At 69.5% G+C, this 16496-nt stretch carries 17 protein-coding genes; 8 read left to right on the top strand and 9 right to left on the bottom strand.

The features are described 5' to 3' along the window. Positions 1-21: 21 nt before the first annotated feature. The 3 genes from nagA to K1T34_RS17255 all read left to right on the top strand — a co-directional run bounded on the left by nagA (position 22) and on the right by K1T34_RS17255 (position 2450). Entirely contained in the window at positions 22-1212 is a 1191-nt protein-coding gene (gene nagA, locus K1T34_RS17265; protein WP_220245278.1) for an N-acetylglucosamine-6-phosphate deacetylase, read from the top strand. A 39-nt stretch (positions 1213-1251) separates the two neighbouring features. Next, positions 1252-1659: a hypothetical protein gene (locus K1T34_RS17260; RefSeq protein ID WP_220245277.1), complete on the top strand. Its 408-nt coding sequence runs from the start codon at positions 1252-1254 to the stop codon at positions 1657-1659. 77 nt (positions 1660-1736) lie between these two features. After that, entirely contained in the window at positions 1737-2450 is a 714-nt protein-coding gene (locus K1T34_RS17255) for a DedA family protein (protein ID WP_220245276.1), read from the top strand. A 75-nt stretch (positions 2451-2525) separates the two neighbouring features. Here the strand turns inward: K1T34_RS17255 and K1T34_RS17250 are convergent, their stop codons facing one another. Continuing rightward, complete coding sequence (locus tag K1T34_RS17250) at positions 2526-3920, bottom strand: FAD-binding oxidoreductase (protein WP_220245275.1); 1395 nt, start codon at positions 3918-3920, stop codon at positions 2526-2528. A gap of 107 nt (positions 3921-4027) precedes the next feature. Continuing rightward, the gene (locus tag K1T34_RS17245) at positions 4028-4453 is read right to left on the bottom strand and encodes a PPOX class F420-dependent oxidoreductase (RefSeq protein ID WP_220245274.1); all 426 of its coding nucleotides are present in this window, start codon (positions 4451-4453) and stop codon (positions 4028-4030) included. Between the two features lie 246 nt (positions 4454-4699). On the opposite strand from K1T34_RS17245, the gene K1T34_RS17240 reads away from it, so the two are divergent. The 5 genes from K1T34_RS17240 (at position 4700) to K1T34_RS17220 (ending at position 10622) form a co-directional block, all read left to right on the top strand. Further along, on the top strand, positions 4700-5224 hold the full coding sequence (locus tag K1T34_RS17240; RefSeq protein ID WP_220245273.1) for a MarR family winged helix-turn-helix transcriptional regulator: 525 nt from the start codon (positions 4700-4702) through the stop codon (positions 5222-5224). A gap of 7 nt (positions 5225-5231) precedes the next feature. Further along, entirely contained in the window at positions 5232-7853 is a 2622-nt protein-coding gene (locus K1T34_RS17235; RefSeq protein WP_220245272.1) for an MFS transporter, read from the top strand. Then, the gene (locus K1T34_RS17230; RefSeq protein ID WP_220245271.1) at positions 7850-8674 is read left to right on the top strand and encodes a YceI family protein; all 825 of its coding nucleotides are present in this window, start codon (positions 7850-7852) and stop codon (positions 8672-8674) included. The genes K1T34_RS17235 and K1T34_RS17230 overlap by 4 nt, the downstream gene beginning before the upstream one ends. A 161-nt stretch (positions 8675-8835) precedes the next feature. Then, the gene (locus tag K1T34_RS17225) at positions 8836-9504 is read left to right on the top strand and encodes a DedA family protein (RefSeq protein ID WP_220245270.1); all 669 of its coding nucleotides are present in this window, start codon (positions 8836-8838) and stop codon (positions 9502-9504) included. Between the two features lie 176 nt (positions 9505-9680). Next, entirely contained in the window at positions 9681-10622 is a 942-nt protein-coding gene (locus K1T34_RS17220) for a hypothetical protein (RefSeq protein ID WP_220245269.1), read from the top strand. Positions 10623-10637: 15 nt separating this feature from the next. Here K1T34_RS17220 and K1T34_RS17215 read toward each other — a convergent pair whose 3' ends face one another. The 7 genes from K1T34_RS17215 to K1T34_RS17185 all read right to left on the bottom strand — a co-directional run bounded on the left by K1T34_RS17215 (position 10638) and on the right by K1T34_RS17185 (position 16448). Then, on the bottom strand, positions 10638-11051 hold the full coding sequence (locus K1T34_RS17215; RefSeq protein WP_220245268.1) for a VOC family protein: 414 nt from the start codon (positions 11049-11051) through the stop codon (positions 10638-10640). A gap of 294 nt (positions 11052-11345) precedes the next feature. Beyond that, positions 11346-12092 carry an SDR family oxidoreductase gene (locus K1T34_RS17210; RefSeq protein WP_220245267.1) on the bottom strand — a complete coding sequence of 249 codons (747 nt, stop codon included), beginning with the start codon at positions 12090-12092 and terminating at the stop codon, positions 11346-11348. Next, a complete protein-coding gene (locus K1T34_RS17205; RefSeq protein ID WP_220245266.1) occupies positions 12089-12724 on the bottom strand; it encodes a nucleoside/nucleotide kinase family protein in 636 nt (211 codons plus the stop codon). The genes K1T34_RS17210 and K1T34_RS17205 overlap by 4 nt, the downstream gene beginning before the upstream one ends. Further along, positions 12721-13584 carry a PfkB family carbohydrate kinase gene (locus K1T34_RS17200; protein ID WP_220247251.1) on the bottom strand — a complete coding sequence of 288 codons (864 nt, stop codon included), beginning with the start codon at positions 13582-13584 and terminating at the stop codon, positions 12721-12723. The genes K1T34_RS17205 and K1T34_RS17200 overlap by 4 nt, the downstream gene beginning before the upstream one ends. 7 nt (positions 13585-13591) lie before the next feature. Further along, positions 13592-14434: an ATP-binding cassette domain-containing protein gene (locus tag K1T34_RS17195; RefSeq protein ID WP_220245265.1), complete on the bottom strand. Its 843-nt coding sequence runs from the start codon at positions 14432-14434 to the stop codon at positions 13592-13594. Beyond that, positions 14431-15426 (bottom strand): ABC transporter permease, encoded by a 996-nt coding sequence (locus K1T34_RS17190; RefSeq protein ID WP_220245264.1) that lies wholly within the window; start codon positions 15424-15426, stop codon positions 14431-14433. The genes K1T34_RS17195 and K1T34_RS17190 overlap by 4 nt, the downstream gene beginning before the upstream one ends. Continuing rightward, positions 15423-16448, bottom strand: coding sequence for a substrate-binding domain-containing protein (locus tag K1T34_RS17185; RefSeq protein WP_220245263.1), 1026 nt, complete (start codon positions 16446-16448; stop codon positions 15423-15425). The genes K1T34_RS17190 and K1T34_RS17185 overlap by 4 nt, the downstream gene beginning before the upstream one ends. Positions 16449-16496 lie beyond the last annotated feature (48 nt).

Genomic DNA, 16496 nt, shown 5'->3' with positions numbered 1-16496 from the left:
ATGTCTGGTCCAGACCAATATATGCTGGAGGGCGTGAAGCACGCCGGAGACTTCGTCATCACGGGCGGCCGGGTCGTCGCCCCGGACCGCGTACTCGACGACGGCTGGCTCGCCGTCTCCGACGGGCGCATCGCCGCGGTCGGCACGGGGACGCCGCCGGGCGGCCCCGAGACCGAGGTCGTCGACGTGGGCGGAGCACTCGTGGTGCCCGGGTTCGTCGACACCCACTGCCACGGCGGGGGCGGCGCTTCGTTCTCCACACTGGACCCCGACGAGATCCTCACGGCAGTGCGCGCGCACCGGCGCCACGGCACCACGACCACGCTCGCGAGCCTGGTCTCGGACCCGATCGACCTGCTGACCGAGCAGATCGCGGCCCTGCGCGAACTCGTGCAGGACGGCGAGCTCGCCGGCATCCACCTGGAAGGGCCGTTCATCTCACGCGCCCGCTGCGGCGCGCACGATCCGGACACGCTGCGTGAACCGGACACCGGCACCGTCGAGAAGCTGCTGCGCGCGGGCGCCGGCGCGATCCGCATGGTCACGCTCGCGCCGGAGCTCAACGGCGGCGTGAAGGCCGTGCGCCAGCTCGCCGAATCGGGCGTGACGGCCGCGATCGGGCACACCGACGGCCTCGCCGAGCAGCTCGTGCCGGCCATCGACGCGGGCGCCACCGTGGCGACGCACCTGTTCAACGGCATGCGCCCCCTGCACCACCGCGAACCGGGCCCGGTCGGCGTGCTGCTGGACGACGAGCGCGTGACGGTCGAGCTCATCTGCGACCTCGTGCACCTGCACCCGACGGTGGTCCGCCTCGCGGCACAGCACGCGGGCCGCGGCCGGACCGTGCTGATCACCGACGCCATGTCGGCCACCGACGCCGCCGACGGCCGCTACACGCTGGGCCGCCTCGAAGTCGACGTGCACGACGGCGTGGCGACGCTGGACAACGGATCACTGGCCGGCAGCACGTTGACGATGGACAACGCCTTCCGCAACCTCGTGAAGGGTGCCAAACTCGGTGTCCTCGACGCCGTCCGGGCGACCTCCGGCCGGCCCGCCGAGCTGCTGGGCATCGCCGACCGCACGGGTTCGCTGCGGCCGGGCCTCGCCGCCGACGTCGTGATCCTCGACGACGACCTGCGGCCGGTCCGGGTGCTGCGCCGGGGCGAGTGGGTCGCCGAGGTCGGCCGGGCTACCTTGAGCACGTAAGCGACTACGCGGGCCGCCCGCGGGGAAGTACGGAGAGGGATGAGCGAGCCGAAGGACCCGGAGCGACTGCTCGCCGACGCCCTGCGCGCCCAGGCCGTGTTCGCCCCGCACACCAGCTCGCAGCCCGCCGCGTCTTCCGGCTCCCCGGACTCCACGGGCTCCGCCGGCGCGACCGGCCCCACCGAGGAGCTCCCACCCCGCTACGGCCTGCTCTCCGGCGCGGGCGCCGACTCCCTCGAACGCGAACGCGCGGCCCTGGACGACGCCTCCGGCCAGCGGACGACGCCGGTCTCTTCGGGAGTTCGGCCCGTTCCCGCACCGGACCCCGCGACGGTCCGCCAGGCCGCGCCCGGCCCCGCGCCGCTGCCCGCGCACTGGGTGCTGCTGCTGGCTCTCCTGCTGGGCTTGGCCGCGGGCTCGGTCATCGGACTGCTCACCCTCGTCTGACAATTCCGGAAAACCCCCATTACCTGCGGTGGTTCTCCCTGTGAAGGCACTCAGCGTCACCCTGTACCGTTTTCGGTGTGATTCTCGCCCAGAGCACAGTGACGACCATGTCCATCCTGCCGTCGTGGCTGGACCCGGAGCAGCTGCTGTCCGGCCTGACCGTGCCGGTCATCGCGGTGCTCTGCCTGATCATCTTCATCGAGAGCAGCATCTTCCCGGTGCTGCCGGGTGACTCGCTGCTGTTCACGGCGGGCCTGTTCATCGCCAACGGCACGCTGCAGGCGCCCCTGTGGGTGGTGTGCGTGCTGGTGACGGTGGCGGCGCTGCTCGGCAACGTCTGCGGGTACTACATCGGCTACTTCGTCGGCCCGAAGCTGTTCAACCGGCCCGATTCGAAGTTCTTCAAGAAGGAATACGTCGACAAGACGCACGCTTTCCTCGACCACCACGGGCCCAAAGCCGTGGTGCTGGCGCGGTTCGTGCCGTTCGTGCGGACGTTCATCACCTGGATCGCCGGCATCGGCCGCATGGACCCGAAGCGGTACTTCACCTACACGGTGCTGGGCGGCATCGTCTGGGCCGCGGGCATCACGGTGCTGGGCTCGCTGCTGGGCAACATCGGCTTCATCCGCGACAACGTCGACGCCATCTTCGTGCTGATCGTGCTCGTGTCCGTGGTGCCGATCCTGCTCGAGTACCTCAAGAGCCGCCGCGAGAAGAAGGCCCGCGCGGGCGCGCCGGAGGAGAACGCCGCCGAGGTGACGCAGCGGATCCCGCGCGTGCGCGACTGACCGAAACGCGACTGACCGAAACGCAGAAAACGGCGCCGGCCCCGAGCAAGGGACCGGCGCCGTTTTCGTGAGACCTCAGTCCGTCATCGAGAACATCGACCCCGGGTTGAACAGGTTCTCCGGGTCCAGCGCCTGCTTGATCTGCCGGTGCACTCGCATCCCGACAGGCCCGATCTCGCGCGCCAGCCAGTCGCGCTTGATCTTGCCGACGCCGTGCTCGCCCGTCACCGTGCCGCCGAGCGAGAGGCCGATCTCCAGGATGTCGTCGAACGCTTGCCGCGCGCGGGCGAACTCGTCCTCGTTGTCGGGCGCGTAGACGATCGTCGGGTGCATGTTGCCGTCGCCGGCGTGGCCGACCACGGCGATCTTCAGGCCCACCTTCTCGCTCACCTGCTCGCAGCCGCGGATCAGCTCGGCGATGCGGGTGCGCGGCACGCTGACGTCGTCGGTGAGCCAGATGCCGTAAGTCTCCAGCGCGGTCAGGACCACGCGCCGGGCCTGCAGCAGCATCTTGCCCTCTTCGAGGTCATCGGTGGCGTAGACCAGGTCGGCGCCGCAGTCGGCGCAGATCTGCTCCAGCACGGCGAGCTCGCGCAGCGCGGCCTCGCCGCCGACGTCGGACTGCGCGAGAAGCAGCGCCTGGCAGTCGGAACCCGCACCGAGGTCGGTCTTGAGGTAGGTCTCCGACGCCTTGATCGACGCCGCGTCCATGATCTCCAGCAGCGACGGCACGAGTCCCTCGCGCACGACCCGAGCCACGGCCTCACCCGCCGCCTCCGTGGTGCTGAAGCCCGCGACGAGCGTCGCCGGCGCCTGCGGTAGCGGGCGCAACGCCACGGTGGCCTGCGTGATCACGCCGAGCGTGCCCTCGCTGCCGATGAACAGCTTCGTCAGGTCGTAGCCCGCCACGCCCTTCACGGTGCGGCGGCCGGTCTTGAGCAGCGACCCGTCGGCCAGCACGACCTCGAGGCCGAGCACGGAGTCGGTGGTCACGCCGTACTTCACGCAGCACAGGCCGCCGGCGTTGGTGGAGAGGTTGCCGCCGATCGTGCACCAGTCGTAGCTCGACGGGTCGGGCGGGTAGAACAGGCCGTGCTTCTCCACGGTGTTGCGGAAGTCAAGGTTGACCACTCCGGGCTGCACCACGGCGAGGCGGTTGCCGGGGTCGATCTCCACGATCTCGTCGAGCTTCGTGAGCACGAGCACCACGCAGCCGTCGATGGCGTTGGCCGCGCCGGACAGGCCGCTGCCCGCCCCGCGCGGCACGACGGGCACCTTCGCCTCGGCGCACGCCTTGACCACGGCCTGCACCCCCGCGGTGTTCGCGGGCAGCACCACGGCCAGCGGTTTCCCGGACGGGGCGAGCGGCATCATGTCGCGCGAGTAGCTCGCGGTCACGTCGGCGTCGGTGAGCACGGCCTCCTTGCCGAGCTCGTCGCGGAGTCGCTGCAGGAGGGCGTCAGTGCTCATGGCTTCATCGTAGGCACAAATATCTCCGCAGTGCGGAATAGAATTTCCGGATTTCAGCCGGATGGCGACTTGCCCGGCGCCATCCGGCTGCGCATCCAGCCGACCCGTCAGCGCACCACGCCGTAGACCCGGTCGACGTTGATCGTCAGCACCAGCCGCTGGTCCGCGACCATCGCCTCGCGGTACTCGTCCCAGTCGGGGTGCTCGCCGCCGACCTTCCGGTACAGGTCGATGAGGGCCTCCACCGTCGCGTCGTCCTTGGCCGCGGCGACCGGCGTCAGCACGGCCTCGCCCTCCGCCACCGCGTACGACCAGCCGTTCTCGCTGCCCACGTGGTAGCTCACGCGCGCGTCGCGGCGCATGTTCTTCGTCTTCGCCCGCGTCTCGGTGATCGACACGAGGATCTTGCGCTCGGCGGCGTCGAAGTGGTGGCTGACGGTGGACAACTGGGGCCGCCCGTCGCGCTTGAGCGTGGCCAGCACGCCGTTGCGGCGGGAGCCGATGAGGTCGTACAGCGGTGTGTCGTCGGTCATACCCCTATCCAACCCGTCACCCTGCGTCTTGTTCCGCCGGGACCCTGACCAGGGCCTTCGGACCCGGGAGAAAACGGACGAACACCCTCCGGTGAATATCTGCTTGCATGCAACAACTAAAGTGTGATGCGACACAACCGGGGTCCGCGAGCTTGCGCGAAGCACGGATCAGGCACACTCTTGCTAAAGGCAACTAGTTGCAGCCGCCAAACAACGGTTCGTTTCACCGCGAGAAAGATCGACCGAATGGCACCGAACAGCGCCGCCACCCGGCCCAAGGACGAGCTCGACCTGGCCGACCAGCTCGGACACGAGCTGGTCCGTTTCATGCGCCTGATCACCAAGGCGAAGTCGCAGGTCTCCAAGCAGGGTCCGGACGGCATCGAGCGGGCCGCGTACGCGATCCTCTTCTGCCTCATCCACGAGGGGCCGCAGCGCACCAGCAAGCTCGCCGAGTTCCTGCACTCCGAGATCTCCACCATCAGCAGGCAGTCGAGCGCGCTCGTGCAGCACGGATTGGTGGAACGTCAGGCCGACCCCGAAGACGGCCGCGCCTGCTTGCTGGCGCCCACCGCCGAAGGCCTGCGGGTCTTCGACGAGAACCGCAAGCAGCGCAACCTCTGGCTCGCCGACGTGCTCGGCGACTGGACCCAGGAGGATCGCGAGACCCTCAACGAGCTGTTCGGGCGGCTCAACACCGGTATCGAGAACAACTTTCCAGACATGACCGACTCCGCGCCGGCGGACTCGGTGCACTCCAAGGGGGCCTAGGAACAGCATGAGCACCACCGTCGAGAAACAACCTCAGCAGCGGGGGGGAGCACCCGTCGTCGACGCGGCCGGTGTGCCGCGGCTGAGTCACCGCCAGATCGTGACGATCCTGAGCGGACTCATGTGCGGCATGTTCCTCGCCGCACTGGACCAGACGATCGTGGGTACCTCGATCGTCAAGATCGCCAACGACCTGCACGGTTTCGACCTGCAGGCGTGGGCCACCACGGCGTACCTGATCACGTCGACGATCGTCACGCCGATCTACGGCAAGCTGTCGGACATCTACGGCCGCAAGCCGTTCTACCTCGCCGCGATCTCGATCTTCGTCGCCGGTTCGCTGGCTTCGACGTTCTCGCAGTCGATGTACGAGCTCGCCGCGTTCCGCGCGGTGCAGGGCCTCGGCGCCGGCGGTCTGATGTCGCTGGCGATGACCATCATCGGTGACGTGGTGCCGCCGCGCGAACGCCCGCGGTACCAGGGTTACATCCTCGCCGTCTTCGGTCTGTCCACTGTGCTCGGTCCGGTGCTCGGCGGCTTCTTCGCCGGCTTCGACACGCTCGGCGGCATCTCCGGCTGGCGCTGGGTCTTCCTGATCAACGTGCCGATCGGCATCGTCGCGCTGTTCGTGGTCGCCAAGGTGCTGAACGTGCCGCACGTGCCACAGAAGCACAAGATCGACTGGTGGGGCGCGCTTTCGCTCGTCGTGGCTGTGGTGCCGTTCCTGATCGTCGCGGAACAGGGCCAGACCTGGGGCTGGGGCGACGGCAAGGCGATCCTCTGCTACGCCGTCGGCGCGATCGGCATCATCTCGTTCATCGTGGTCGAGAAGCTGATGAAGGACGCCGCGCTGATCCCGTTGCGGCTGTTCAAGAACTCGACGTTCACCGTCGCGATCATCGGTGGTGTCATCGTCGGCGTCGCCATGTTCGGCGCGATCACGATGATCCCGCAGTTCATGCAGGTCGTTCAGGGCTACACGCCGACCGAGTCGGGTCTGCTGATGCTGCCGCTGATGGGCGGCCTGATGCTGAGCTCGATCGGCTCCGGCCGGATCATGTCGAAGACCGGGCGCTACAAGGTGTTCCCGATCGTCGGCACCCTGCTCATCGCCGGCGGCGCGTTCTTCTTCGCGCAGGTGCAGTACAACTCGCCGCTGTGGCACCCGCTGGTCGCCGCGGCCATCATCGGCCTCGGCCTCGGCCAGTGCATGCAGACTCTGGTCATCGCGGTGCAGAACGCCGGCCCGCGCAGCGACATGGGCGCCTCCACGGCGTCGGCCACGTTCTTCCGCCAGATCGGTGGTACGGCCGGTGTCGCGGTGTTCCTGACGATTCTGTTCAACGTGCTGCCGGGCAACATCACCAAGGCGTTCGGCGGCAACCCGCCGGCTGGTGCCGGTGCGCAACTGGCCGACCTGCAGACCAACACCAGCGTGATCCAGACCCTGCCCGACGCGTTGAAGACGCCGATCCTGATCGGCTTCACCGAGTCGATCACCACGGTCTTCTGGGTGGCAGGCGCGGTCGCGCTGCTGGCGACGATCGTGCTGTGTTTCCTGAAGGAGATCCCGCTCGCGGGCATGAACCCGGCCGCCGCGGCGGTGGAGGGCGGCGAGGCGCTGCTCGAGGAGAGCGAGACGCCGACGGACATCGTCGACCAGGCGGCCAAGCCGGGCTCGCTCTTCGAAGAACAGTCGCGAGAACCCGTTCTCGTCGGCGCAGGGGGAAGGCATTCGATGAACGGCAACGGTCACGGCGACCCGCAGGCGATTTCGGGCTCACTGCCCATGCCGATCACCAACTCGGCCGCGGGTGCGGGCATCGACCTCCCGCTGGGCGCGGGCGGTCCCCCGGTGACCGGGCACGTGCGCCGGCAGGACGGCAGCCACGTGGCCGCCGCCGCGCTGACGCTGATCGACCAGCAGGGCCGTCAGGTGGCCCGGGCGACCGGTAACGGCGACGGCAGCTACTCCGTGCCGACGCAGGGCCCGGGCACCTACGTGCTGATCGTGGCCGCTCCCGGCCACCAGCCGCAGGCCTCCAGCGTGGTGGTCGGTGGCGGACCGGCGAAGCTCGACGTGACGCTCACCGGCTCGGGCGAGCTGACCGGTGTCGTGCGGTCCGTGGGGATCGGTTCCCCGCTGGCCAACGCCACCGTGACGCTCACCGATTCGCGCGGAGAGGTCAACGGCGCGTTCATCACGGCCGACGACGGCGTCTACACCTTCAGCGGTGTCGGTGCCGGGCAGTACACGCTGGTCGCGAGCGGCCCGCAGTACCGCCCGGTGGCGGTCACCCTGACCGTGCCCGACAGCGGCGTGCTGCGCCACGACGTCGAGCTGGCCGGTGCCGTGCTGATGCAGGGCATCGCGCGCACCGAGGGCGACCGGATCGTGCCGGACGCGCGGATCACCGTGCTCGACGCGAACGGCAACGTCGCGGCGGTCGCGCGCACGGACGGTGAAGGCCGCTACGTGGTGAGCGACCTGCCGGTGGGCTCGTACACGGTGGTGGCGAGCGGTTACCCGCCGGCCACCAGCCAGGTGAGCCTCACCGACGGCGAGGCAGAGCACGACGTCCGCCTGAGCTACGACCAGGCTCTCGACGAGTTGGTCGACCGCTCATGAGCGGGGGCCTGCGCGCACAGCTCCGCGCCAGTGGGGGCTGGCCGGTCGAGAACGCCGTGCTCACGGTGACCGACCTCAACGGCCGTCAGATCGCGCGCCAGGTCACGGACGCGAAGGGGGCGGTGGCGACTGATCCGCTGCCCCCGGGCGTCTACACCGCCGTGATCACGGCGCCCGGGTACACGCCGATGGCCCGCACCGTGCAGGTCGGTTCCGACGGCGCCGGGCTGCTCGGCGACATCGCCCTGGCCCCCGTGGCCGAGGCCGTGGAGCTGCCACCGCCCGGTCCGTGGACGATCGACCCGGTCCACACGTCGGTGGTCGCGACCGCGCGCCACATGGGCATCGCCAGCATCAAGGTGCGGTTCCCCGACGTCGGCGGGCGCATCGACATCCGCCGCCCGGTGGAGCGTTCGACGGTGTTCGCCGAGATCAAGGCGGGCAGCATCGAGACCGGCATCAAAATGCGCGACGACCACCTGCGTTCGGCCGAGTTCCTCGACGTGGAGGCCTTCCCGCTGATCACGTTCGAGAGCACGGGCATTTCGCAGCGCGGCACGGACACCTGGGCGCTGCTCGGCGAGCTCACCCTGCACGGCGAACGCCGCCAGGTCGAGCTCGACCTGCGCTACCAGGGCCACGGCCCGGACCCGTGGGGCGGCGTGCGCGCCGCGTTCCACGCCGAGACCCAGCTGCACCGCAACGACTTCGCGATCAACTACAGCGCGATGGTCCGCGCGGGCGTCGCCGCGATCGGCACCACGGTCAAGGTGGAGCTGGACATCGAAGCGGTGCAAGGCGAGTCCCTGCCGCAGTTCTAGACGTTTTGTTCGATTCGGGCCGCCCGGGAACTGTCCCGGGCGGCCCGTTCGTTTGAGCCGTTGGTGAACGCGCAGTTCATTCCAGGAATACCGAAAGTGACCGGAAGGCTGGATTCGATGGTTCCTTTTTTCCGTCGATCGTGGCCACGTAGGCTCTTCGCGTGAACCCCGCAAGCATCGAGGCCGCCGGAGTCGGCGTGAGCTGGCTCGACACCGCCGGCCCGCTGCTCGTCTGGGTGATCGTGCTTTCCTTCGTGTTCGTGGAATGCGCGCTCATCGTCGGCCTCTTCCTGCCGGGCGACTCGCTCCTCTTCGGTGCCGGCGTGGTGCTCGCCCAGCACGGCTCCGACGCGAACGCGTGGCTCCTGTCCGGCGCCGCACTCGTGGTGGCCGTCGGCGGCAACCAGGTGGGCTACTACATCGGCCGCAGCACGGGCACCCGCTTCATCGCCCGCCGCGGCGGCAAGGTGCTCAATCGCCACAACCTCGACCGCGCCCAACGGTTTCTGGACCGCAAGGGCTTCTTCGCGATCGTCGCGGCGCGGTGGATCCCGTGGATCCGCACACTCGCCCCGCTCATCGCCGGCGCCGCCCGCATGGACCCCCGGCGGTTCTTGCTCGCCACCAGCCTGGGTGGCCTGCTGTGGGTCCCCACTCTGGTCCTGCTGGGCTACTACGGCGCCGGCCTGCTGGACGCCCTGCCGTGGCTGAAGACGGCGGCCCTGTGGATTTCGGTGGCGTTCTTCGTGCTGGGGACGGGGTACGGGGTGCTGCGGTACCGGCAGGAGATGCGCCGACCGGTCGACGAACCGGACGACGCGCACGCGTGACGCGGTTGGTGCGGCTGCCCAACCGTTCAGCTGCGGGGCGCACCGCCTGATCGGACCAACCTGACACCGGCCCCATTGACGGGCTGCCCAGCCAACTCGACAATGACTCGGCGCGATCGTGCCGAGGGGGAAACGTCGTGATCCTGGGGTTCAGTAGCAGACTTGGCAAACTGGCCGTGGCAGGCTTGTCACTCGCCGCCCTCATAGTTGCCGCGACGCCGGCACTAGCCGCGGAGTCACAGGACTTCGGGCCGAAAGTCATCAGCGGCATTCCCACCACGCAACAGGTCATCCCGCTGGCGACGATCGATTCACCGGCGCTGGCCGCGGGCTCGAACGCGTACGTGTACTCCGAGCTGAAGGCTTCCGGGGCCACCGACGTGAACCTGATCGACAACGAGATCCGCTGCTCGGGTGCGGGTGGGTCCAGCGTTGTGATGGGCGAAAACGTGCTTCCGCCGACCGGCGACGCCGCGCACCGGAATATCACGGTCGTCACCCGGTTCCTGGTCACCGCGACCCACGCGGGCGTGATCACGTGCACGCTCTACCTGCGCACCTCGTCGACGGGGAAAGCAGGCTCCCAGGAGACGGTTCAGGGGAACGTGCGGTTCGCGTCGTACTCGATCCCCGGTGACGTGAATGGCGTGGCGATGCAAACGTCGCTCCCGGTGGGCACCACTCCGCTCAGCTCAACGCTCGTGGCGCCGGTGATCGATCGGGACATCCCGGCCGGCTACAGCAAGGTCGACGTGGTCGCGGACGTGGAGTTCCATTGGTGCGCTGGGCGTTGCAGCCCTCCGACGGATCCGAATTTCTCGCAGGCCCGTTTCGCGCTCACCGCGACCACCTCCGGCGGTGCGAGTTGCGCGAGTGGGCCGGTGGCGCAGACCGACGAGTACGTGCAGCAAGGCGTCAACCACGCCGCGATCCCGCTGTACACGACGGTGGTCGTCAAGCCCGGGTGCACGCACCTGCACGCGCAGGTGACGAGCACTTATCTGGCCGGCAACGTCGGGCTCCTCGGCGGCGGGTCGAAACTCACGGACAGCACGGGCAGCGCCGGCACACACGACTCGGCGATGACGCACATGTTCGCCCTGCCGCACAACGGCTGAGCCGCGAAACCCGCCCTACAACTCCGGATCCGACCAGATCTCCAGCTGAATCCCATCCGGATCCCGGAACACGATCACCGACGACCCCTCGAAGGTCCGCGACTCCCGAGGCGGCAGGTACGACACCCCGTACTCCGAGAGCCGGTCCTCCCACTCACCGAGTTCCGCCTTCGACGACACCGAGAACGCGACGTGATCCAGCCCCGTCCGGCGCTCGTCGAAACAACGGCGGTCGGTGTCCGGATGCTGGACCAGGACGACGGAAAACCCGTCGCCGGCGGACCTCAGCACGACCTTGTGGACCCCGGTTTCAGGGTCTTCGCGGCGGTGGCTCTCCTCGAGGTCGAGCACCCGGGCGTACCACGGGACGCTGCGTTCGACATCGGTCACGGTGAGCGCCAGATGGTGCACAGACGTGAGCTTGGGCATGACTTTTGCGGCCGTCCTTTCCGACCCCCGGCTGCGCACTCCGTGCGTTTGCGACGCGGGGCGCTCGTCACCCACCCCGTGAACCGGCGCCGCCGCGGCCCCGGTCGTCCAACTGGCCCCGGAGGCTCCACCAGAGTGACACAGCCGCTCCGATCGGGCGGACGGATTCACCGACTTCCGCCACGAATCGTGATCTCCTCGTCGCCCGGCGTCCCACAAGCCGGGATGACGTGAACACGAGTACCACCCCAGCGGAACGCCGAAATGGGCGAAGACCACATGGTGGGACGCTATTCAGCGGCCGCCGCCGACCTCCAGGACGGCGCCGACCGTGAACGACGACGCCGGTGACAGAAGCCACAGCACCGCTTCGGCGATCTCCCCCGGTTCGCCCGGCCGGCCGAGCGGAATCCCGGGCGCCAGCCTCGACAGCCGGTCCGGCAGGCCGGCCGCGGAGTGCAGGCCGGTGGCCACCAGGCCCGGCGCGACGGCGTTCACCCGGATTCCCTCGCCCGCCACCTCCTGCGCGAGCCCGTACGTGAGCGTGTCCACCGCGGCCTTCGTCGCGGCGTAGTGCACCCACTCGCCCGCCGAGCCCGTGCGCGCGGCTGTGGACGAGACGTTGACGATGGCGCCGCCGGGACCGCCGTACCGCGTCGAGAGCCGCCGCACGGCCTCGCGGCAGCACAGGAACACCCCGCCGACGTTGACCTCCAGCACGCGCCGCACGGTGGCCGCGCTCTGCTCGTCCAGGCGCCCCGGTGTGTTGCCGGTGATGGCCGCGTTGTTGACCACGCCGACCAGCGACCCCATCTCCCCGGCGGTGCCGAAGAGCTTGCGGACCTGCCGCTCGTCGGCGACGTCGGCGCGCACCGCCAGCGCCTTGCGTCCGTGCGCCCGGACCTGCGAAACGACCTCGGCCGCCGGCTCGGAGTCGCCGGAGTAGTTGACCACCACGTCGTAGCCGCGCTCGGCCGCGAGCGTGCAGATCGCCGCGCCGATCCCCCGGCTGCCGCCCGTGACGACGAGAACTCCGCTCACAGGGCGAAGTTCACGAGCGGCAGGTTCTCCAGCACGAGGTCGGCACGGTCACGGGTGCTCGCGATGAGGTCGGCGTTGCGCTGGTCCGAGCCGAGCGCACGCTGGCGCGCCTCGACGAGTGACCGGCCGTAACGACGGTGGCGCGAAACCAGCCGTTCGATCCGCTCGGGCTCGTCGGGCGCGAGGAACCACGCCTCGGTGAGGTACTGGCGCAGGCCGCTCCACGGGTCGTCGGGCAGCAGCAGGTAGTTGCCCTCCGTGATCAGGAGCTGCACCTCGGGTGCCACCGCGACCGCACCGGCGATGGGCTCCTCGATCTCGCGGCGGAACTCCGGTGCGTAAACGGTTTCCTTGCCCTTCGCGAGCCGGCGGATGAGGTGGACGTAGCCCGCCGCGTCGAACGTGTCGGGCGCGCCTTTGCGCTCGGCTCGCCCGAGCCGGCGCAGCTCCACCTGCGCGAGGTGGAACCCGTCCATCCCGACGACGGCCGCGCGGGAGCCGAGCGCGTTGGCGATCGCCCAGGCCAGCGTGGTCTTGCCGGACGCGGGCGCGCCGATGATGCCGAGCACGCTGCGCTGCCGCGGCTTGGCGAGCCCTTCGGCCCGTGCCAGGAGGTCTTCGAACGCCGTCATCGCACTCCTTGTCCCAACTTCGAGATCGCCGCCGTCCAAGACCGCGGCCCCACGTGGCGGACGCGCTCGCCGGCCACCGCGTTCGCGTGCCGGATCCACCCGTCCACTGAGCTTCCACCGGCCGCGACCGCGTGCGCGAGCGCGCCGTGCCACACGTCACCGGCCGCCAGTGTGTCTCGCGCCTCGACATCGTTGACAGGCACCTGGCCTGAGTCTTCCGCAGTGCTCCAGCGAACGGGATCCGGCCCCGCGGTCCTGATCACGACGGGTACTCCGCGTTCACGCAGGCCCGGCCCGGGCATGGCGAAGTGCGCGGAGCACGCGGCGACGTCCACCAGCGGCAACAGGTCTTCCAGCACCGGTTTCCAGCTGCCGGCGTCGAGCACGACGGGCACGCCGAGTGATCGTGCGGCCCGCGCGACGGCCAGCGCGAGCTCGGGGTGGTGACCGTCGACGAGCACCGCATTCGCTTCGCGCACGAGCCCTGTGAGGTCCGTGAGATCCGGAACCGCCACCGGCGCACCGGAAGCCGCGTTGCGCGAGACGACCGTTCGCTCCCCGTCGGAATCGCGCACGACCACGGCGCTCACCGGCGGCGAATCGGTGCGGGCCGGATCGAGGTCCACGACATCGACGCCGTACGCGATCAGGTCGGTGTGCGCGAGCGCTGCCAGCGGGTGGGCGCCGACGACCGTCACGAGCGTCGCGGCGGCCCCGAGCGCGGCCACGGTCACCGCGGCGTTGGTCGCCGGCCCACCGGCCGCGACGTCCACCCGCAGCGACTGCACCTTCTCGCCCGGCGCCGGGAAGTGCGACACCCGTTGCACGACGTCGACGGTGCACAGCCCCGCCAGCAGCACGCGCACGTCAGGTCAGCCCGGCGTGCGTGGCGGCCGCGACCTCCACGACCTCGCCACCGTCGTCGAGTTGCAGCGCACCGGTGAGCAGGCCGACGACCTGGTTCATCGTGTGTGTTTTCGGCGACACCACGGCCACGCGCTTGCCGAGCCGGTGCACGTGGATCCGGTCGGCGATGTCGAACACGTGCGGCATGTTGTGGCTGATCAGCACCACCGGCAGCCCGCGGTCGCGGATGCGCCCGATCAGCTCCAGCACCTTCGCCGACTCCGCGACGCCGAGCGCGGCCGTCGGTTCGTCCATGATCACGGCCTTCGTGCCGAACGCCGCCGCGCGCGCCACCGCGACCCCCTGGCGCTGGCCGCCCGAGAGCGTCTCCACGAGCTGCGAGATGGACTTGACGTTGATGCCCAGCTGGTCGAGGATCCGCTGCGCCTCCTTGCGCATCTCGCCCGTGTCGAGCTTGCGCGCCAGCCCGCCGAACGGCCCGCGCAGGCGCTTTTCCCGGCCCAGGAACATGTTCGACGCGATGTCGAGCGCCGGAGCCACGGCCAGGTCCTGGTACACCGTCTCGATCCCGTGGTGGCGAGCGTCCAAAGGGGACTTGAAGTGCACGACCTGGCCGTCGACGCGGATCTCGCCCTCGTCGGGGATCAGCGCACCGGACAACGCCTTGATGAGGCTGGATTTCCCGGCGCCGTTGTCGCCGACGACGGCGAGCACCTCGCCGGGGTAGAGGTCGAAGTCGGCGCCGTTGATGGCGGTTACGCGGCCGTAGCGCTTCACGAGGCCGCGCGCGGAAAGCGTGGTCTGCTGCCCGTTGTGCTCTACGGACTGCTCTGTGGAAGTCATGACTGCTGCTGCCTCCGTGCGATCCGGTCGACGACCACGGCGGCGATGAGCAGCGCGCCGGTCGCCAGGTCCTGGTAGTTGCCGTCCACACCCATCTGCGTGAGGCCCGAGCGCAGCACCGCCACGACGAGTGCGCCGAACAGCGTGCCGAGCACCGAACCGCGGCCACCGAAGAGGCTCGTGCCGCCCAGGACCACGGCGGTGATCGAGTCGAGGTTGCCGAGCTGGAACTGGTTCGGGTCGGCGTTGGGTGTGCGGCCGAGCGCCTGCCACGCGGCGATGCCGAAGCAGAAACCCGCGACCAGGTACACGGAGATCACCGTGCGGTTGACCTTGATGCCGGACAGGCGCGCGGACTCCGGCGCGTTGCCCACCGCGTAGACGTGCTTGCCCCACGCGGTTTTCGTGAGCGAGTACCAGACGATGAGGAACATGAGCAGCGCGAGCGTCATGCCGTAGGTGATCGGGATGCCGCCGAAGAGGTAGCGCTTCGTGCCGAGCCACTGCAGGAGCCCGTCGGTGACCGGCACGGCCTGGCCGCCCGCGATCAGCTTCGCCACGGCGGTCAGGCCGGTGAACGTGCCGAGCGTGATGATGAAGGCGGGCAGTTTGATCCGCGTGGCGAGAGTGCCGATGAACAGACCGACGAGCACCGTCAGCGCGATTCCGGCGAGCAGCGCCACGAAGCCGTTGGTGCCCGCCGCGGCGAGCTTCGCCATGATCAGCGTGGCCACGACCATCGACGACGCGTTGGACAGGTCGATGCCGGCGATGAGGATGATCAGCGTCTGGCCGAGCGCGAGCGTGCCGACGACCAGTGACTGCTGGACCACTGTGGACAGGTTGTCGAGGTCGAAGAACGTGTCCGTGGCCAGTGAGAAGACCACGATTGCCACGATCAGCGCGAGCGCGGGGCCGACCGCGGGCGCGCGCAGGAGGAACTCGCCGAGCGACTCGCGCTCACGGGTCCCGTTCACCGTCGCGGTGGTCATTTCGCGCCTCCCCAGCAGTTCTGCAGGCCCCACGTGGTGTTCTGGCTGGGGACACCCGGCATCGGCTTGTCGGTGATCACGGTGGAGCCGGTGTTCACGAAGCCCGTGGGCTTCTTGCCGGTCTTCGCGTAGTCGACGGCGGCGAGCACGCCCTGTTCGGCCATCTTCTTCGGGAACTGCATCACGGTGGCCGCGTAGAGGCCGTCCTTGACGTTCTGCACGCCTTCGCAGCCGCCGTCGATCGAGCCCATCACGATGCGGTCGGTGAGGCCGCGGGCCTTCAGCGCGGCGTACGCGCCGCGGCCCATGGGTTCGTTCATGGAGTAGACGACGTTGATGTCCGTGCTGCGCTGCAACAGGTTCTCCATGCCCTGTTGCGCGAGGCTCTGGTCGCCGTTGGCGGGGGTGTGGCCCTTGATCTCGGGCGAGGAGTCCGTGAGGCCGATGCCCTTGAGGAAACCGCCGTGACGCTCGGTGTCGACGGAGGAGCCGGCGGTCCCGTCAACCATCAGCAGCTTGGGGTCGACGCCCTTGAGCGCGGCTTTCACGTAAGCCCCTTGCTGCTGGCCGGCCGCGAAGTTGTCGGTGGCGAAGGTGGCGTCGACGGCGTCGGCCGGCTCGGTGGCGGTGTCGAGCGCGATCACGAGCACGCCGGCGTCGCGCGCGTCCTTGATCGCCTTGAGCACGCCGGTGGACGAGCTCGGGGTGATCAGGATCGTGTTCACGCCCTGCTGCATGAGGTTTTCGATGGCCCGGACCTGGCCGTCGTTGTCGCCGTCGAACTGGCCGGCGAGCGCGCTGAAGTCGGCGCCGTTGGCCTTCGCGGCCGCGCTTGCCGCGTTGCGCAGTTCGACGAAGTACGGGTTGGTGTCGGTCTTGGTGACCAGCCCGACCTTGGCCTTACCGCTGCCGGCCGGCGTTGTGTTGCCGCCCCAGTGGCGCTCGACCGTGCAGCCGGTGGTGCCTAGCACGGTGCCGACCACGGCGGCCAACGCCAGCGCGGTGAGACTGCGCTGTCTCATGGATGAATACCCTCCTGCGAGGTTGCCGATGGTCGGCAAGGTAGACAG

This window comes from Amycolatopsis sp. DSM 110486 (assembly GCF_019468465.1).
GTDB lineage: Bacteria > Actinomycetota > Actinomycetes > Mycobacteriales > Pseudonocardiaceae > Amycolatopsis.
The sequence above is the reverse complement of the archived record's forward strand: the minus strand, read 5'-3'. Positions and strand labels throughout refer to the sequence as shown.

Excerpts from the sequence above, each read along its gene's own strand:
- K1T34_RS17205 (WP_220245266.1), bottom strand. The coding sequence starts at position 12,724 with ATGACGGCGTTCGAAGACCTCCTGGCACGGGCCGAAGGGCTCGCCAAG.
- K1T34_RS17190 (WP_220245264.1), bottom strand. The coding sequence starts at position 15,426 with ATGACCACCGCGACGGTGAACGGGACCCGTGAGCGCGAGTCGCTCGGC.
- K1T34_RS17235 (WP_220245272.1), top strand. The coding sequence starts at position 5,232 with ATGAGCACCACCGTCGAGAAACAACCTCAGCAGCGGGGGGGAGCACCC.
- nagA (WP_220245278.1), top strand. The coding sequence starts at position 22 with ATGCTGGAGGGCGTGAAGCACGCCGGAGACTTCGTCATCACGGGCGGC.
- K1T34_RS17245 (WP_220245274.1), bottom strand. The coding sequence starts at position 4,453 with ATGACCGACGACACACCGCTGTACGACCTCATCGGCTCCCGCCGCAAC.
- K1T34_RS17230 (WP_220245271.1), top strand. The coding sequence starts at position 7,850 with ATGAGCGGGGGCCTGCGCGCACAGCTCCGCGCCAGTGGGGGCTGGCCG.
- K1T34_RS17215 (WP_220245268.1), bottom strand. The coding sequence starts at position 11,051 with ATGCCCAAGCTCACGTCTGTGCACCATCTGGCGCTCACCGTGACCGAT.
- K1T34_RS17240 (WP_220245273.1), top strand. The coding sequence starts at position 4,700 with ATGGCACCGAACAGCGCCGCCACCCGGCCCAAGGACGAGCTCGACCTG.
- K1T34_RS17195 (WP_220245265.1), bottom strand. The coding sequence starts at position 14,434 with ATGACTTCCACAGAGCAGTCCGTAGAGCACAACGGGCAGCAGACCACG.
- K1T34_RS17250 (WP_220245275.1), bottom strand. The coding sequence starts at position 3,920 with ATGAGCACTGACGCCCTCCTGCAGCGACTCCGCGACGAGCTCGGCAAG.
- K1T34_RS17260 (WP_220245277.1), top strand. The coding sequence starts at position 1,252 with ATGAGCGAGCCGAAGGACCCGGAGCGACTGCTCGCCGACGCCCTGCGC.
- K1T34_RS17185 (WP_220245263.1), bottom strand. The coding sequence starts at position 16,448 with ATGAGACAGCGCAGTCTCACCGCGCTGGCGTTGGCCGCCGTGGTCGGC.